Origin of the sequence: Rhizobacter terrae (assembly GCF_003852895.1) — a bacterium.
Lineage (GTDB): Bacteria > Pseudomonadota > Gammaproteobacteria > Burkholderiales > Burkholderiaceae_C > Albitalea > Albitalea terrae.
This window is the reverse complement of the sequence record NZ_QUSW01000004.1, coordinates 369,398-385,671: the sequence shown is the minus strand read 5'-3', so window position 1 is coordinate 385,671 and position 16,274 is coordinate 369,398. Positions and strand designations below refer to the sequence as shown.

Below are 16,274 nucleotides of genomic sequence, written 5' to 3'. Positions count from 1 at the left end.
ATGAAATACTTCCTGGCGCTTGCCTTGGCCACCACAACCTTGTCCAGCGTTGCTGCGCCGGATGCCCAGCCCTTCGATGAGAAGAAGGCTGTTCTGGCCCTTGACGCCACGGTGGCGGAGTACCGGCTCTACGCCACCTGCCTTTCGTTGGTGCCGGACACGCTTCCTTTGGTCGAAAAGCTGTGGCAGTCCCAGGTCGAGCAGGCCACCGCCAGCCTCAACGCCATCGGCGCGACCCCGACATTCAAGGCCTACTTTCTGGTGACCACGAAGTTCACCAACCTGCTCGACAGGAGCATGAAGCTGGGCGACGCCATTGCCTTGTGCGAGAAGAACAAGGAGGCGCAAATCCGCTTCCATTCGTTTGCGTATCCGAACCTGGCGGCAGCGATTGCTGGCAAGCGTGCGGCGCCGTAGAGGGCGTCCGTAGAGCGCGCAACGTTTTGTTTCACGTTCGTCCGGTCCCGCCCCCAAAAGGAGGGGGCCTCCGAGGCCGTGATCGCGCACTTGGCTCCCTATACTTCCCCCGCCTCGTGCCACAAGCACCGAGCGCTCCACACATCAAGCATTTCCCGGAGGAAGTCCATGAGTTCCAAGATCGCCCTGGGCGCGGCTGCCGCCTTGTTCTTCACGCTCGCCCATGCCGAGACCAGCGAGGTCCGTGAGCGCGAAATCAGCGTCCCCAAGTGCGCCAAGCCGGTCGCGAAGGTGATCGTCAGCGAGATCAAGTGCAAGTCGGCCGACTGCTCGTCCGGCGCCGGCCAGCAGGACCCGAAGCGCTACCGCTGGTGGGAGTACTACGGCCACGGCGGCAACGTGAACCAGCCCACCTACACCGGCGTGGGCACCGGCATGACGGAAATGCTCTCCACCGCCTTGCAGCAGACCGGCTGCTTCGAAGTGCAGGAACGCGCATCGCTCGATGAGCTGAACAAGGAACTCGCCCTGGTGGGCAAGAAGGTCGAGGCCGAGGCCGCCGACTTCCTCATCACCGGCTCCATCACCTCGCTGGGCTTCGAGCAGAGCTCCACCGGCCTGGGGGCGCTGGGCGGCCTGTTCAAGGGCCCGCTGTCGCTGGTGGCCGGCAGCGTGGACTGGAAGAAGACCAAGGTCCACATGAACATGGACCTGCGTGTCGTGAACGTGAGCAAGGCCAAGATCGTCGGCTCCAAGACGCTGCAGGCCGACAACCAGAAGAGCGGCTTCGGCCTGAGCGGCGCCGGCTGGGGCGGCGGCGTCGGCCTGGGCGGCAACCATGCGTCCATCAGCGGCTCGCCGCTGGAAGAAGTGGCCCGCGACCTGCTGGTGCGCTCGACCTCGTTCATCACCGAGAACGTCGCCTCCAACAGCATCACCGAGCGCGTGGTGCTGAAGGCGGACGACAAGAAGTAATCGGCCGCGACCACGCGTCCTCTCGTCCGATACTCGCTCACATGCGGGGCACACCCTCACCGGGGCGTGCCCCGCTTGCTTTCAATCGTGGCATGCTTGCCGGATGAGTCCGATTTCTCCCATCTCCGACTCGGCCGCCGCGACGCGTGCCGCCGAGTTGCGCGAGCAGCTTCACTACCACGCCCACCGCTACTACGTCCTCGACGATCCGGAACTGCCGGACGCCGAGTACGACAAGCTCTTCCAGGAACTGCAGGCCATCGAGGCCGAGCACCCCGAGCTGCTCACCGCCGATTCGCCCACGCAGCGCGTGATCGGCAAGGTGCTGGACGGCTTCACGCCCGTGCAGCATGCCGTGCCGATGCTGTCCATCCGCACGGAGACAGACACCGAAGACAGCGGCGCCATTGCCTTCGATGCCCGCGTGCGCCGCGAGCTGGGGCTGGATGAATCCGCGCCGCCCGTCGAATACGCCGCCGAGCTGAAGTTCGATGGCCTGGCCATCAATCTGCGCTATGAGCACGGTGTGCTGGTGCAGGCCGCCACGCGCGGCAACGGCGAGACCGGCGAGGACGTGACGCAGAACATCCGCACCATCGCGCAGATTCCGCTCAAGCTTCGCCACACCGACGCGGCACCAGCGGTGATCGAGGTGCGCGGCGAGGTCTACATCCGCCGCGACGACTTCGACAAGCTCAACGAACGCCAGCGCGAGCTCATCGCCAAGGGGGCGAAGAACGAGAAGACCTTCGTGAACCCGCGCAACGCCGCTGCCGGTGCGGTGCGGCAGCTGGACCCGGCCATGGCCGCCAAGCGTCCGCTGAGCTTCTTTGCGTACGGGCTGGGCGATGTGCAGGGCTGGCAGATTCCCGGCACCCACAGTGGCATGGTGGATGCGCTGCAGGCGATGGGCATGCCGGTGAACGGCGATCACGCGGTGGTGCAGGGCGCTCAAGGCCTGGTCGATTTCCACCGCCGCATCGGCGAGAAGCGCGATGCGCTGCCCTTCGACATCGACGGTGTCGTCTACAAGGTCAACGACCGCGCCCTGCAGGACAAGCTGGGCTTCGTCTCGCGCGAACCGCGCTGGGCGGTGGCGCACAAGTACCCGGCGCAGGAGCAGATGACGCGGCTGCTGGACATCGACATCCAGGTCGGCCGCACCGGCAAGCTCACGCCGGTGGCCAAGCTGGAGCCGGTGTTCGTGGGTGGCACGACGGTCAGCAACGCCACGCTGCACAACCAGGACGAGATCGACCGCAAGGACGTGCGCATCGGCGACACGGTGATCGTGCGCCGCGCCGGCGACGTGATTCCCGAGGTCGTCGGCACCATCGCCGACAAGCGGCCGGCCGATGCACAGTCCTTCAGCATCTACAACCGGCTGAACGGCAAGTGCCCGGTGTGCGGCAGCGAGATCACCCGCGAAGAAGGCGAGGTGGACTGGCGCTGCAGCGGCGGCCTGTTCTGCGCCGCGCAGCGCAAGCAGGCCATCCTGCACTTTGCCTCTCGCCGGGCGATGGACGTGGAAGGCCTGGGCGACAAGCTGGTGGACCAGCTCGTGGACAGCGGGCTCATCCGCACGCTGCCCGAGCTGTACAAGCTGGGCGTGGCCAAGCTCGTCGCGCTGGACCGCCTGGGCGAGAAGAGCGCGCAGAACCTGGTGGACGGGCTGGAGAAGAGCAAGAAGACGACGCTGGGCCGCTTCCTCTTCTCGCTGGGCATCCGCCACATCGGCGAGACCACGGCCAAGGACCTGGCCAAGCACTTCGGCGCACTCGATCGCATCATGGACGCGACGGTGGAGCAACTGCTGGAGGTCAACGACGTCGGCCCGGTGGTGGCGCAGAGCATCCACACCTTCTTCGCGCAGCCGCACAACCGCGAGGTGGCCGAGCAGCTTCGTGCCTGCGGCATCACCTGGGAAGAACACGACGGCACCGGCGACCTGAGCCCCAAGCCGCTGGCCGGCAAGACCTTCGTGCTCACCGGCACCTTGCCCACCATGAGCCGCGACGAGGCGAAGGACTTGATCGAGGCCGCCGGCGGCAAGGTGTCGGGCTCGGTGTCCAAGAAGACGCACTACGTGGTGGCCGGTGCCGAGGCGGGCAGCAAGCTCGACAAGGCGCAGGAACTTGGCGTCACCATCCTGGACGAAGAAGGTTTGAAGGCACTGCTGCCGCAGTGACCGCAACCCAAGGACCCGCAGTGACCGTTCGAGAGATTCTCAAGATGGGCGATCCGCGCCTGCTGCGCGTGGCCCAGCCCATCGCCCGCTTCGACACCCCCGAGCTGCATGCGCTCATCGCCGACATGTTCGACACCATGCATGCGGCCCAGGGCGCCGGCCTGGCCGCGCCGCAGATCGGAGTGGACCTGCAATTGGTGATCTTCGGTTTCAAGAAGAACGACCGGTATCCGGACGCACCACCGGTGCCTGAGACGGTGCTCATCAACCCGCAGATCACGCCCTTGTCCTCGCTGGAGGAGGAGGGCTGGGAGGGCTGCCTGTCGGTGCCCGGCCTGCGCGGCGTGGTGCCCCGCTGGGCGCGCATCCGCTACACCGGTTTCGACCCGCAGGGCCAGCCCATCGACCGCGAGGCCGACGGCTTCCATGCCCGGGTGGTCCAGCATGAATGCGACCACCTGATCGGCAAGCTTTACCCGATGCGTGTTCGGGATTTCACACGCTTCGGTTTCACCAGCGTGCTGTTTCCTGACCTGGACCCGAACGAGGACGACTGACCCCCTTCGAAAGGGGAAGGTGTGTAAAGCATCGTTTCTATCGGGGGTGTCCCGTCAGCGGTCGGTGCGCCCTTTGCGTTGCCCGAATGGATCCCTTTTCACGAGGCCGACAGCATGAACCCGACGACGAGCCCCCTTCCTGATCGATCGTCCTTCCTGAAAACGTGGCGCCTGGCCGCCAGCCTGCTGGTGTTTTTGTGCACCGCATTCACGACGGCCGCCTGGGCCGACCCGCCCGGACGCGTGGGCCGCCTGGGTGACATGAACGGACAGGTCTGGTTCTTCTCGCCGGACGCCGGCGAATGGGTCAGTGCGGTGCGCAACCGGCCGCTGACCGACGGCGACCGCGTGTCCACCGACGACGGCGCGCGCGCCGAGGTGCGCATCGGCTCCAGCACCGTTCGGCTGGACTCCGGCACTGAGCTGGAAGTGCTGCGCATCGACGACGACCACATCTCCCTTCAGCTGCACAGCGGCAGCATCGCGACCCGCCTGCGCTCTGGCGAATCGGCCCGCGAGTTCGAATTGCGCACGGGGGAAGGCCGTTTCACCACCCCGCGTGCCGGCCGCTACCGCTTCGACCGCGCCGACGAGGCCAGCCACGTCACCGTGCTGAGCGGCAGTGCGCTGTTCGAAGGCCCGGGCAGTGCCCTCACCGTGAACACAGGCCAGCGTGCCGAGTTCTGGCTGGAGAACAACGCCGCGCAGTACAGCATCACCGACCCCGTGCGCGATGCCTTCGCCTCATGGAGTGCCGACCAGGACCGCCGCGATGACCGCAGCGCGTCGGCCCGCTACGTCTCCCCGGAGATGACCGGCGCCGAAGACCTGGACCGCTATGGCCGCTGGGAGCAGGAGCCGGAGTACGGCGCGGTGTGGATCCCGCGCGCCGTGCCCGTGGACTGGGCGCCGTATCGCGCGGGCCACTGGGCTTGGGTCAGCCCCTGGGGCTGGACATGGATCGACGATCAGCCCTGGGGTTTCGCTCCCTTCCACTACGGCCGCTGGGTGACCGTGCGTGACCGCTGGTGCTGGGTGCCCGGCACCTACGTGCGCCGCCCGGTGTATGCGCCGGCACTGGTGGGCTGGGTGGGCGGGCCGCACCTGAGCGTGTCGATCTCCATCGGCAACACCGCGCCGGCCGTGGGCTGGTTCCCGCTGGCGCCGCGTGAGGTGTACGTGCCGGCCTACCGCGTGAGCCCGACCTACGTCAGGCAGGTCAACGTCACGCAGGTCACGAACATCACCAACATCACGACCATCGTCAACAACCCGCAGCAGGCGGTGGTGAACGTCGACTACCGCAACCGCCACCTGCCGCATGCAGTGACCGTGGTGCCCCAGACGGTGATGGTGAACCGCCAGCCGGTGGGCCCGGCTGTTCTGCCTTGGCACCATGACCGCGCGATCGCGGGCCCGGTCACGCTGCCGGCGAACCTGCAGCCGCAGCAACAGCAAGTGGTGGCGGCACCGCCAGTGCCGGCGCCGAAGGTTGACGAGACCCGCCGCCGCCATGGCTTCTCGCCGGATGGACAGCGTCCTGCGATCACCGCCGCCGCGGGGCAGGCACCCGTGACGGCCGCCAATCTCGCTCCCCAGAGTGGCATCAACATCCCGCTGCCGCCCAATCGCGCGAATGCGCAAGGTGCACAAGGCGCACGAGGTGCTGATGCCGAACAGCGTGGCCGCTTCGAGCGAGGCCCCGATCGCGGTCGCCGCGACGGGCGTGATGATGGCCGCGTGCAGACGCTGCCCGCTCAAGCCGGCAAGCCGGCACTCGCGATGCCCACGACCCAGCCCGGCCAGCAGCCGGCTGACTTGGCCCGTCAACAGGAAGCCCAGCGCCAGCAGCAGGAAGCGGCCATGCGCGCCGAACAGCAGCGCGTGATGGAAGGCAAGCGGCAGCAGGACGCACAGCGCCAGCAGCAGGACGCGCAGCGTGCACAAGAGGCCCAGCGCCAGCAGCAGGAAGCGGCGATGCGCACCGAGCAGCAGCGCCTGATGGAAGGCAAGCGGCAGCAGGACGCGCAACGCCAGCAGCAGGAAGCCCTGCGTGCGCAAGAGGCCCAACGCCAGCAGGAGGCGTCGATGCGCGCCGAGCAGCAGCGGCAGATGGAAGCGCGCCGCCAGCAGGAGGCACAGCGCCAGCAGCAGGAGGCTGCAGCCCGCGCCGAGCAGCAGCGCCAGGCGGAGGTCCGCCGTCAGCATGAGCTGCAGCAGGAACAGCGCGGTCGCGCGGTGCCGCCGCCGCCTCAGGCGCAGCAGCAGGCCCAGCCTCAACCGCAGGCCGCAAAGCCCCAACCGCAGGAACAGAAGCCGGCCAAGCCCGAGCCCGGCCAGAACGCCCAGGAACGCCAGCAGGCCAAGGAAGAGCGCGAACGCGAGCAGCGCGGCCACCAGCGTGGCGAGCGGCGCGAGAACAACAACTGATCGTTCGGGCTACTTCTTTCCGGCCGCCAGCATCGGCCGCAGCACCGGCCAGACGTTGGCAAGAATGGTCGGGTGGGCCTCGGCCTTGGGGTGGATGCGGTCGGGCTGGAACAGCTTCTCCGAATCGGGGACGTCTGCCACGCCCTTGAGCAGGAAGGGCACGAGCTGTGCCCCTTGCTTCTTTGCGACGGTGCTGAACAGCGCAGCGAACTCGTCGCTGTATTTGCGGCCATAGTTGGGCGGCACCTGCATGCCAACGATGAGCACGCGCGCGCCGGCGTCCTTGGAAGTGCGTGCCATCGTGTCCAGGTTCTCCTGCGTCATCGACAGCGGCAGCCCGCGCAGCGCATCGTTGCCGCCCAGCTCCAGGATGACCAGCGTCGGCTGATGCCGCTTGAGCAGATCAGCCAGCCGGGCACGCCCGCCCGAGGTGGTGTCGCCGCTGATGCTGGCGTTGACGACCGATGCATCGATCTTCTCCTGGGCCAGGCGCTTCTCCAGCAGGCTCACCCAGCCGCTGCCGCGAACCAGGCCGTACTCGGCCGACAGGCTGTCGCCCACCACGAGGATCTTGCCTGGCGCCGAGGCGGCCGCATGTGCGTCCAGTGGCTGCGCGGCCAGGCCTGCGAAGGCCGTGAGCGCAGCCAGCGATGTACAGTGCGCGAGCCACGCGCGGCGCGAGAGATTCAAACCGGCCACCTCATTCATGTCACAACCCATCATTGCGGTCGAGCACGTCACCAAGCAGGTGCAGGACTCGACGGGCACGCTGACCATTCTCCACGAGATCGATTTCACCTTGCTGCCCAACCAGTCCGCGGCCATCGTGGGCGCATCGGGGTCGGGCAAGAGCACGCTGCTGTCGATCATCGCGGGCCTGGACACCCCCACCACCGGCACTGTCCGGCTGGCCGGCACCGACCTCTTCGCGCTCGACGAAGACGCCCGGGCCGGGGTGCGTGCTTCCAAGGTGGGCTTCGTGTTCCAGAGTTTCCAGTTGCTGGGCAACCTCACCGCGCTGGAAAACGTGATGCTGCCGCTCGAACTGCAAGGCCGCAGCGATGCACGCATGCAGGCCACCGAGATGCTCAAGCGGGTGGGGTTGGGCGAACGCCTGAGGCACTACCCCAAGGTGCTGTCCGGCGGCGAACAGCAGCGCGTGGCCCTGGCCCGCGCCTTCGTCGTGCGGCCGGCACTGCTGCTGGCCGACGAGCCCACCGGCAGCCTCGACTTCGCGACCGGCGAGAAGGTGATGGAGCTGATGTTCGACCTCAACCGCGAAGCCGGGACGACGCTCGTGCTGGTCACGCACGACCGAGGTATCGCGGCGAGGTGCGATCGGCAACTGCAGATCGAGGCGGGCCGCCTCGTCACCTCAGCTTCGTAAAAAAGAAAAAGGCGCTTGCCTGAAGAGCAAGCGCCTTGTCTCGACCAGGAGTTCAGTTGCTGAACTTGTAGTCGGTTTTTGCCTTGGCCTTGATTTCGTCGCGGAACTTCGCCAGCTTGGCCTGCAGCAGGCGCTGCTCGATCTGGGGCTTCACGTCAGCCAGCGGGGGGAACTGCGATTCGCGCGTGTCTTCCAGCTTGATGATGTGGTAGCCGAACTGCGATTTGACGGGGTCTTGCGTCATCTCGCCCTTCTTGAGCTTGGTCAGCGCGGCACTGAACTCAGGCACGTAGGAATCGGGCTTGGCGAAGTCCAGGTCGCCGCCCTTTTCAGCGGAGCCGGGGTCCTTCGAATTCTTCTTGGCCACTTCGTCGAACTTGGCGCCGCCGTTGAGCTGCTTGATCAGCGCCTTGGCGTCGTCTTCCTTCTCGACCAGGATGTGGCTGGCACGGTACTCGGTGCCGCTGTTCTGGGCCTTGAGCTTGTCGTACTCGGCCTGCACGTCGGCATCGCTGACCTTGCTCTTCTCGCGCTCGTTGTCGAACAGGGCGCGGATGATGACGGTCTGGCGGGCCAGGTCGAGCTGGGTCTGCACTTCGGGCGACTTGGTCAGGCCGCGGCGCTCGGCTTCCTGCATGAACATCTCGCGCAGCACCACCTCGTCGCGGGCTTGCTTCTCGAGTTCAGGCGTCTTGGGCTGGCCCTGCTTCACGGCCTGGTTGATCAGCGTGTCGACGCGCGACTTCTGCACCGGCTTGCCGTTGACGATGGCAACGTTCTGGGCCATCGCGGCGGCCGGGACGATCAGCGCGAGCGCCACGCAGGCGGCGGCGGACATCTTCTTCATGGGCATGAGCCTTTCAAACTCGGGAGGTGTGCCCGCGGCAGACCGCCCGGGCTGTGGTTGGAAAACTGTGGAGTGGAAGACTGGAGGAAGGTTCAACGCTCACCCGGTGCGCGGGCTTCGATGGCCAGCGCGTGGATGCCTCGCGGGATCAAAAATTGCAGGGCATCATATACGAGCCGATGCCGCCCGATTCGTGACAAACCGTTGAAGCGGGTGGTGGTGATGCGCACGGTGAAATGGCGCCCCTCGCGCGCCCCGGCGTGTCCTGCATGCAGGTGGCTGTCGTCCTGCACTTCCAAGGCCTCGGGCGTCAGCGCGTCGCGCAGCGCGGCCTCGATGTCTGCCGCTGCCACGCCCTGCGGTGCAGCGCTCACGGCGCGCTCTCCTTGGGCTTGTCCTGCGGCGGGTCTTCCTCCTCGGGCTTCATGTACTTGCTCAGGTACACGACCTGGCCGACCGAGAACGCGATCATCAGCCCCGTGGCGCCGAACACCTTGAAGCTCGCCCAGGTGGACGTCGAGAAGGTGTAGGCCACGTACAGGTTGAGCAGGCCCATCAGGCCCAGGAAGGCGACCCACGCGAAGTTCAGGCGCTGCCAAACGGCGGGGGGCAGCACCATCTCGGCGCCCAGCATCTCCTGGAGCAGGTTCTTGTGGAAGACCATGCGGCTGATCCAGAACGACAGCCCCAGCGCCCAGTAGGCGATGCTGGGCTTCCACTTGATGATGTCCGGGTTGTGGAAGTAGACCGTGGCGCTGCCCAGGGTGAGCACCAGCGCGAAAGTGATCCACAGCATCAGGTGCACCTTCTGGCGCATCAGCTTGAGCACCACCACCTGCACGAGCGTCATGACGCTCATGACCATGGTGCCCAGCAGGATGGGGGCCTCTTCGGTGCCCACCACGCCACCGGAGACCATGAAGCCCAGGGCGCTGGTGGCGATGGCGGCGGCCCACTCCTTGTGCTTGTCGGCGTACTGGAAGGTGCCGAAGAAGAGGACCAGTGGAAGAAAGTCGAGGAATAGTTTCATCAAGGGCGCCAGGAAGGGGCGCTACTGTCCCGGCGCCCGGCAAATCATGTCTTGTCGGGGGCGAAGTTTATCGCTGCCGAGTTGATGCAGAAGCGCTCACCCGTCGGCGCGGGGCCATCCTCGAAGACGTGGCCCAGGTGCGAGCCGCAATTGTTGCAGCGCACTTCCACGCGGACCATGCCGTGGGAACGGTCCACGACACGCTCCACCACCTCGCTGTTGACGGGCTGGAAATAGCTCGGCCAGCCGCAGCCGGCGTCGAACTTGGTGCCCGAATCGAACAGCGGGATGCCGCAGCCCACGCAGTTGTACTTGCCCTCTTCCCAGTGGTCCCAGTACTTGCCGCTGAAGGCGCGCTCGGTGGCGGCATGGCGCGCGACCTGGTATTGCATCGGGTCGAGCTGGTCGCGCCACTCGGCGTCCGTCTTGTGGACCTTGTAGCGGGGGTCGTCGTGCGGGTCGTGCGAAGAAGAACTCATGATGAACAGGACACCTCGATGTGTTGCGCCCAGTCGGGCGGGAAGTCGGCGTCGGCCGCGTGCTCAGGCTGTTCGTCGAACGGGCGCTGCAAAACTTTCAGCAGGCGCGCGGTTTCGCTGAAGTCGCCTTGCTCCGCCTTGTGGATGGCTTCCTGGGCGAGATGGTTGCGAAGAATGAACTTGGGGTTGGTCCGGTCCATCGCAAGGGCGCGCTCGGCGTCGATGCTGTTCTCGGCCGCCAGCCGGGTGCGGTATTGCGCGGCCCAGGCGTCGAAGGCCTCGCGGTCGACGAACAGGTCGCGCACCGGGGCGTTGTCCGCACCATCGGCCGTCTGGAAGCGCGACAGCCGGCGAAAGGCGATGGTGAAGTCGGTGCGCTCGGCGGCCATGAGCTTGAGCAGGCTGTCGATCAGCGCCGGGTCACTGTCTTGTGCAGTGCGCAAACCCAGCTTGGCGCGCATGCGCGACTGCATGGTGTTGGCGAAGGCCGGCTTGAACGCCTCCAGCGCGTCGAGCGCATCGTCGTCCTCGTCGATCAGCGGCATGAGCCCCTGCGCCAGCGCATGCAGGTTCCAGAACGCCGCATTGGGCTGCCGGGCGTACGCGTAGCGGCCCTGGTGGTCCGAGTGGTTGCAGATGTGGCCGGGGTCGAAGCCGTCGAGGAAGCCGAAGGGGCCGTAGTCGATGGTCAGGCCCAGGATGGACATGTTGTCGGTGTTCATCACGCCGTGGCAAAAGCCGATGCTCTGCCAGTGCGCCATCAGTTCGCCCGTCTTGCGTGCCACGGTCTCCAGCAGGGCGACGTAAGGCTGTGCTGCACTGCGGCATTGCGGCTCGAAACGGTCGATGACGTGATCGGCCAGCGTGCGCAGGGCGTCCGGGTCCTGCGCGGTGTGCGTGAAGTGCTCGAAGTGGCCAAAGCGGATGAAGCTCGGCGACACCCGCGTGCACACGGCGGCGGTCTCGATGGTCTCGCGCCGTACCGGCAGCGGCGAGCCGGTGACGCACAGTGCACGCGTGGTGGGCACGCCCAGGGCATGCATCGCCTCCGAACACAGGAACTCGCGGATGGACGAACGCAGCACCGCCCGGCCATCGCCCATGCGCGAGTAGGGCGTGAGGCCGCTGCCCTTGAGCTGGATTTCCAGCGGGCCGGTGGGCGAGTCCACCTCCCCCAGCAGCAGTGCGCGGCCATCGCCCAGCTGGCCGGCCCACACGCCGAACTGGTGGCCGCTGTAGACGCCGGCCAGCGTGCGCATGCCGGGCCACACGGCATTGCCGCTGAAGACCTGCAGGGCGTGCCATTCCTCGCGCTGCGTCCAGTCGGGCGGCAGGCCGAGGTCCGCGGCGCAGGCGTCGCTGGTGACGACCCAGTGCGGGTCGGGAACGCCTTGGGCGGGGAGCGCGGTGTGGAAGCGATCGCCGAGGGCGTGGAAGGTGTCGGCGAAGCGCAGGGGCGGGGCTTCGCTGAGGACGGGGGGCAGGGGAAGGGCGCTCATTGGTGGCCAGTTTATGTGGTGCGTGGCTGCCCTCTCTGCCGTAGGGTGGGGCCGCTTCACCCGCCGCAACCTACGAGTAAACACCAGCCCCATCTGTCGTGCCGACGACAAGCGCGCGGGCGAGCCGCGGCGATCATCGGGGTAAACCGCAGGCAACCTCCAGAGGTGCCTTCCTATGATCGTCGCGTCGCCCAGGCGCATTCCACGGAGTACGAGACATGGCAGCCCTGATGGGTCAGATGATGCAAATGCCCTTGATGATCTCTTCGCTGATCGTCCACGCGGCCAGGCACTACGGCGACACCGAGATCGTGTCCAAGCGGGCCGAGGGCGACATCCACCGCACCACCTGGAAGGCCACCGAACTGCGCGCGCGCCAACTGGCCCAGGCGCTGGCCAGGCTGGGCTGCGAGGCCGGCGACCGCGTCGCCACGCTGGCCTGGAACGGCTACCGGCACCTGGAGATCTACTACGCCACCTCCGGCTCGCAGCTGGTGTGCCACACGGTGAACCCGCGGCTCTTTCCGGAGCAGATCGCCTGGATCGTCAATGACGCCGAAGACAAGGTGCTGTGCTTCGACCTGACCTTCCTGCCGCTCATCGACAAGCTGGCGCCGGCGCTCAAGACGGTGAAGCACTTCGTGCTGATGACCGACCGCGCCCACATGCCGGCCAGCACCGCCATTCCCGGCCTGCTGTGCTACGACGACCTGGTGGACGCCGAGAACGGCGACTACATGTGGCCCGAGTTCGACGAGAACACCGCCGCCACCATCTGCTACACCTCCGGCACCACCGGCAACCCCAAGGGGGCGGTCTACAGCCACCGATCGACCCTGCTGCACACCTACGCCTCGGCGCTGCCCGATTCGCTGGGCTGCTCCGCCAAGGACGTGATCCTGCCGGTCGTGCCGATGTTCCACGTCAACGCTTGGGGCCTGCCGTACTCGGTGCCGCTGGTGGGGGCCAAGCTGGTGTTCCCGGGCCCGCACCTGGACGGCAAGTCGCTCTACGAGCTCTTCGAGACCGAGAAGGTCACCTTCAGCGCGGGCGTGCCCACCGTCTGGCTGGGGCTCATCACCTACGCGCAGAGCAACAAGCTCAAGTTCAGCACCTTCAAGCGCACGGTGATCGGCGGCAGCGCCTGCCCGCCGGCCATGATGCGCACGCTGGAGAACGACTTCGGCGTGGAAGTGATCCACGCCTGGGGCATGACGGAGATGTCGCCGATTGGCACCGTGTCCAAGCTCAAGGCCTCGCACGAGAAGCTCGATGCCGAGGCAAAGCACCGCCTGCTGGAGAAGCAGGGCCGCGTGGTCTACGGCGTGGACATGATGATCCTCGACGACGACGAGAAGCCGCTGCCCTGGGACGGCAAGGCCTCGGGCAACCTGGTGGTGCGCGGGCCGTGGATCATCCAGCGCTACTTCAGGCACGAGCGTTCGCCGCTGGTGAAGGTGAACGGGCAGGACTGGTTCCCGACCGGCGACGTCGCCACCATCGACGAAGACGGCTACATGCAGATCACCGACCGCAGCAAGGACGTGATCAAGTCCGGCGGTGAGTGGATCAGTTCCATCGACCTCGAGAACATCGCCATGGCGCACCCCGCGGTGCACGAGGCGGCGGCCATCGCCTGCAAGCATCCGAAGTGGGACGAACGCCCGCTGCTGGTGGTGGTGAAGAAGCCAGGAGCCGAGGCAAGTGCGCAAGACATCCTCGGGTTCTTCGAAGGGCGCATCGCGAAGTGGCAGATCCCTGACGACGTGGTGTTCGTGAATGAAATCCCTCACACCGCCACGGGCAAGATCCAGAAGCTGAAGTTGCGCGATCAGTTCAAGGAGCACAAGCTGCCCGGCGTGTGACGTGCACGTCGACCATGCGCTTGTCGCGCCCGGTTCATGTCCCTTGTCTCGGGCGCGACAAGGCTTGGGGGTAGTCCCGGGGCCCCGTGGAAGCTTGATTCCAGTACTGTTGAACGCTGTGGTCAATGCAGCATGGAGATAAGCACATGAAGCTCACGAAAGTTTCTCTCAGCATCCTCGTCGGAACGTCCTTGCTGATGTCCGCCAACCTCGCGATGGCCCAGGCCAAGGGTGGCGCCAAGCCCCTGGCCGGCGAGACCGTCAAGATGGTTCGAATCGATGCGCTGTCGGGCCTCATGGCGCCCGTCGGCGGCAACCAGTTGAAGAGCTACCAGTTCTTCGCCGAGAAGTTCAGCGCCAACAACCCCGCCGGCGTGAAGTTCGAAGTCACCGGCATCGACAACAAGCTCAGCCCCACCGAGACGCTCAACGCGCTGAAGTCCGCGCTGGACCAGGGCGTGCGCTACGTGATCCAGGGCAACGGCTCGTCGGTGGCGCTGGCGCTGATCGATGCGATCAACAAGCACAACGAACGCAACCCCGGCAAGGAAGTCATCTACCTCAATGACGCCGCGGTGGACCCGGACCTCACCAACAGCAAGTGCAGCTACTGGCACTTCCGCTTCGACGCCGACACCTCGATGAAGATGGAAGCCATGACCAGCTTCATCAAGGACCAGAAGGACGTCCAGAAGGTCTACCTGCTCAACCAGAACTACTCGCACGGCCAGCAGGTGGCCAAGTTCGCCAAGGAGATGCTGGGCCGCAAGCGGCCTGACATCCAGATCGTCGGCGAAGACCTGCACCCGCTCGCGCAGGTGCGCGACTTCGCGCCGTACATCGCCAAGATCAAGGCATCGGGCGCAGACACCGTGATCACCGGCAACTGGGGCTCCGACCTCGCGCTGCTGGTGAAGGCGGCCAACGAAGGCGGCTACAACGGCAAGTTCTACACCTACTACACCGGCGTGACCGGCACGCCCACGGCGCTGGGCCAGGGCGGTGCGGGCCGCGTGTTCCAGGTGGCCTACTCCCACTACAACATGGGCGGCCAGATGGACACGTGGATGAAGGAATTCAACACGAAGTTCAACGACGACTTCTACACCGGCTCGGTGATCCACGTCTTCACCGTGTTGTCGCAGGCCATGGCCAACGCCAAGTCCACCGACCCGGTGAAGGTGGCCGCGGCCATGGAAGGCCTGAAGGTCAAGAGCTTCAACGGCGAAGTGGAAGTGCGAAAGACCGACCACCAGCTCCAGCAGCCGCTGTACATGACCGTGTGGCAGAAGGCCGATGCCAAGCACCCGTACAGCCCGGAGAAGACGGGCATGACGCTGGCGCCGGTGAAGGAGTTCCCGTCGTACATCTCGAGCACGCCGACGAGCTGCCAGATGAAGAGGCCGTCGGCAGGCTGATTTCCTGCCGTCTTGCGCTACCTCACGGTTGAGAGGTAAAACGTGGTGGGGCCCACGCCCCGCCACGTTGTGTCTTGCCGTTTTCCCGTTCCTGTGCCATTCGTGCCGTGCCTGGCACGATCCAGCCATCACGCGAAGCACACATGGAGTTCTTCACCATCTCGATGCTCAACGGCCTGAGCTACGGGCTCTTGCTGTTCATGCTGAGCTCAGGCCTCACGCTGATCTTCAGCATGATGGGCGTGCTCAACTTCGCGCACGCCAGCTTCTACATGGTGGGCGCGTACGTGGGCTACTCCATCGCGAAGCTCACCGGCTTCTGGGGTGCGCTGCTGCTGGCCCCGCTGGTCGTCGGCGCGCTGGGCGCGCTGTTCGAGCGCTTCGCACTGCGCCGCGTGCACAAGTTCGGGCACGTGCCTGAGCTGCTCATCACCTTCGGCTTGTCCTTCGTCATCCTGGAGCTGGTGCAGCTCATCTGGGGCCGCACGGCGCTGGAGTTCCAGCCGCCCTCGAAGCTGCAGGGCCCGGCCTTCACGCTGGTGAATTCGTCGGTCGATGGCCTGCATGTGCTGTGGGGCGCGGCGCCTGCCGCGATGTGCACCGCCGCCGACGCGGCGGTGAAGGTGGTGTGCTCGCCATTCCCCGCCACCCGCGGCTTCATGATGTTCGTGGCGCTGCTGATGCTGCTGGCCTTGTGGCTGATGCTCACGAGAACGCGCATCGGCCTGGTCATTCAAAGTGCGCTCACGCATCCGGAGATGGTCGAGGCGCTGGGCCACAACGTGCCGCGTGTGTTCATGCTGGTGTTCGGCGCAGGTGCTGCGCTGGCGGGCCTGGCCGGCGTGATCGGTGGCTCCACCTTCGTCACCGAGCCGGCGATGGCCGGCACCGTGGGCTCCGTCATCTTCGTCGTGGTGGTGGTGGGCGGCATGGGCTCGCTCGCCGGGGCCTTCCTCGCCTCGCTGCTCATCGGCGTCATCCAGACCTTCGCGGTGGCGCTGGACTACTCGGTGCTCAGCATGATCAAGACGGTGATGCCCGACGTGAAGGCCTCCAACACCTTCGTGAATCTCACGATCTCGCAGATCGCGCCCATCCTTCCTTATCTTTTCCTCGTGCTGATCCTCATCTTCCGGCCCAAGGGCCTGCTCGGAACGCGGGAGGGCTGACGCGATGGCTGCC

The 16,274-nt window shown here is 66.2% G+C and carries 15 protein-coding genes; 9 read left to right on the top strand and 6 right to left on the bottom strand.

Translation table 11 applies throughout. The annotated features are described in order from the left end of the window. The 5 genes from DZC73_RS16570 (at position 1) to DZC73_RS16550 (ending at position 6,567) form a co-directional block, all read left to right on the top strand. Positions 1-417, top strand: coding sequence for a hypothetical protein (locus DZC73_RS16570; RefSeq protein ID WP_124541454.1), 417 nt, complete (start codon positions 1-3; stop codon positions 415-417). Between the two features lie 168 nt (positions 418-585). Next, on the top strand, positions 586-1,392 hold the full coding sequence (locus DZC73_RS16565) for a CsgG/HfaB family protein (RefSeq protein ID WP_124541453.1): 807 nt from the start codon (positions 586-588) through the stop codon (positions 1,390-1,392). A gap of 103 nt (positions 1,393-1,495) precedes the next feature. Further along, positions 1,496-3,580, top strand: coding sequence for an NAD-dependent DNA ligase LigA (gene ligA, locus DZC73_RS16560; RefSeq protein ID WP_124541452.1), 2,085 nt, complete (start codon positions 1,496-1,498; stop codon positions 3,578-3,580). A gap of 20 nt (positions 3,581-3,600) precedes the next feature. Continuing rightward, the gene (def, locus tag DZC73_RS16555) at positions 3,601-4,137 is read left to right on the top strand and encodes a peptide deformylase (protein WP_124541451.1); all 537 of its coding nucleotides are present in this window, start codon (positions 3,601-3,603) and stop codon (positions 4,135-4,137) included. Between the two features lie 114 nt (positions 4,138-4,251). After that, a complete protein-coding gene (locus tag DZC73_RS16550) occupies positions 4,252-6,567 on the top strand; it encodes a FecR family protein (RefSeq protein WP_124541450.1) in 2,316 nt (771 codons plus the stop codon). Between the two features lie 9 nt (positions 6,568-6,576). Here DZC73_RS16550 and DZC73_RS16545 read toward each other — a convergent pair whose 3' ends face one another. After that, on the bottom strand, positions 6,577-7,275 hold the full coding sequence (locus tag DZC73_RS16545) for an arylesterase (protein ID WP_124541449.1): 699 nt from the start codon (positions 7,273-7,275) through the stop codon (positions 6,577-6,579). Here DZC73_RS16545 and DZC73_RS16540 point away from each other — a divergent pair. Beyond that, positions 7,274-7,954: an ABC transporter ATP-binding protein gene (locus DZC73_RS16540; protein WP_124541448.1), complete on the top strand. Its 681-nt coding sequence runs from the start codon at positions 7,274-7,276 to the stop codon at positions 7,952-7,954. The genes DZC73_RS16545 and DZC73_RS16540 overlap by 2 nt on opposite strands. A gap of 52 nt (positions 7,955-8,006) precedes the next feature. Here the strand turns inward: DZC73_RS16540 and DZC73_RS16535 are convergent, their stop codons facing one another. From DZC73_RS16535 to DZC73_RS16515, 5 genes are all read right to left on the bottom strand, one after another. Then, a complete protein-coding gene (locus DZC73_RS16535) occupies positions 8,007-8,801 on the bottom strand; it encodes a peptidylprolyl isomerase (RefSeq protein ID WP_124541447.1) in 795 nt (264 codons plus the stop codon). Between the two features lie 92 nt (positions 8,802-8,893). Beyond that, entirely contained in the window at positions 8,894-9,175 is a 282-nt protein-coding gene (locus DZC73_RS16530) for a BolA family protein (protein ID WP_124541446.1), read from the bottom strand. Then, a complete protein-coding gene (locus DZC73_RS16525) occupies positions 9,172-9,831 on the bottom strand; it encodes a septation protein A (protein WP_124541445.1) in 660 nt (219 codons plus the stop codon). Before DZC73_RS16525 ends, DZC73_RS16530 begins: the two co-directional genes overlap by 4 nt. Before the next feature lie 44 nt (positions 9,832-9,875). Then, positions 9,876-10,310, bottom strand: a complete 435-nt coding sequence (gene msrB / locus DZC73_RS16520) for a peptide-methionine (R)-S-oxide reductase MsrB (protein ID WP_124541444.1) — start codon at positions 10,308-10,310, stop codon at positions 9,876-9,878. Next, a complete protein-coding gene (locus DZC73_RS16515) occupies positions 10,307-11,809 on the bottom strand; it encodes a protein adenylyltransferase SelO (RefSeq protein WP_124541443.1) in 1,503 nt (500 codons plus the stop codon). Before DZC73_RS16515 ends, msrB begins: the two co-directional genes overlap by 4 nt. A 218-nt stretch (positions 11,810-12,027) precedes the next feature. Between DZC73_RS16515 and DZC73_RS16510 the strand changes: the two genes are divergently transcribed. The 3 genes from DZC73_RS16510 (at position 12,028) to DZC73_RS16500 (ending at position 16,261) form a co-directional block, all read left to right on the top strand. Beyond that, positions 12,028-13,674, top strand: coding sequence for a 3-(methylthio)propionyl-CoA ligase (locus DZC73_RS16510; RefSeq protein ID WP_124541442.1), 1,647 nt, complete (start codon positions 12,028-12,030; stop codon positions 13,672-13,674). A 146-nt stretch (positions 13,675-13,820) separates the two neighbouring features. After that, positions 13,821-15,092, top strand: coding sequence for a branched-chain amino acid ABC transporter substrate-binding protein (locus DZC73_RS16505; RefSeq protein ID WP_407924109.1), 1,272 nt, complete (start codon positions 13,821-13,823; stop codon positions 15,090-15,092). A 143-nt stretch (positions 15,093-15,235) separates the two neighbouring features. After that, a complete protein-coding gene (locus tag DZC73_RS16500; protein WP_124541441.1) occupies positions 15,236-16,261 on the top strand; it encodes a branched-chain amino acid ABC transporter permease in 1,026 nt (341 codons plus the stop codon). Positions 16,262-16,274: the final 13 nt, after the last annotated feature.

Excerpts from the sequence above, each read along its gene's own strand:
- DZC73_RS16570 (WP_124541454.1), top strand. The coding sequence starts at position 1 with ATGAAATACTTCCTGGCGCTTGCCTTGGCCACCACAACCTTGTCCAGC.
- DZC73_RS16565 (WP_124541453.1), top strand. The coding sequence starts at position 586 with ATGAGTTCCAAGATCGCCCTGGGCGCGGCTGCCGCCTTGTTCTTCACG.
- ligA (WP_124541452.1), top strand. The coding sequence starts at position 1,496 with ATGAGTCCGATTTCTCCCATCTCCGACTCGGCCGCCGCGACGCGTGCC.
- DZC73_RS16550 (WP_124541450.1), top strand. The coding sequence starts at position 4,252 with ATGAACCCGACGACGAGCCCCCTTCCTGATCGATCGTCCTTCCTGAAA.
- DZC73_RS16540 (WP_124541448.1), top strand. The coding sequence starts at position 7,274 with ATGTCACAACCCATCATTGCGGTCGAGCACGTCACCAAGCAGGTGCAG.
- DZC73_RS16545 (WP_124541449.1), bottom strand. The coding sequence starts at position 7,275 with ATGAATGAGGTGGCCGGTTTGAATCTCTCGCGCCGCGCGTGGCTCGCG.
- DZC73_RS16535 (WP_124541447.1), bottom strand. The coding sequence starts at position 8,801 with ATGAAGAAGATGTCCGCCGCCGCCTGCGTGGCGCTCGCGCTGATCGTC.
- DZC73_RS16525 (WP_124541445.1), bottom strand. The coding sequence starts at position 9,831 with ATGAAACTATTCCTCGACTTTCTTCCACTGGTCCTCTTCTTCGGCACC.
- msrB (WP_124541444.1), bottom strand. The coding sequence starts at position 10,310 with ATGAGTTCTTCTTCGCACGACCCGCACGACGACCCCCGCTACAAGGTC.
- DZC73_RS16515 (WP_124541443.1), bottom strand. The coding sequence starts at position 11,809 with ATGAGCGCCCTTCCCCTGCCCCCCGTCCTCAGCGAAGCCCCGCCCCTG.
- DZC73_RS16510 (WP_124541442.1), top strand. The coding sequence starts at position 12,028 with ATGGCAGCCCTGATGGGTCAGATGATGCAAATGCCCTTGATGATCTCT.
- DZC73_RS16505 (WP_407924109.1), top strand. The coding sequence starts at position 13,821 with ATGAAGCTCACGAAAGTTTCTCTCAGCATCCTCGTCGGAACGTCCTTG.
- DZC73_RS16500 (WP_124541441.1), top strand. The coding sequence starts at position 15,236 with ATGGAGTTCTTCACCATCTCGATGCTCAACGGCCTGAGCTACGGGCTC.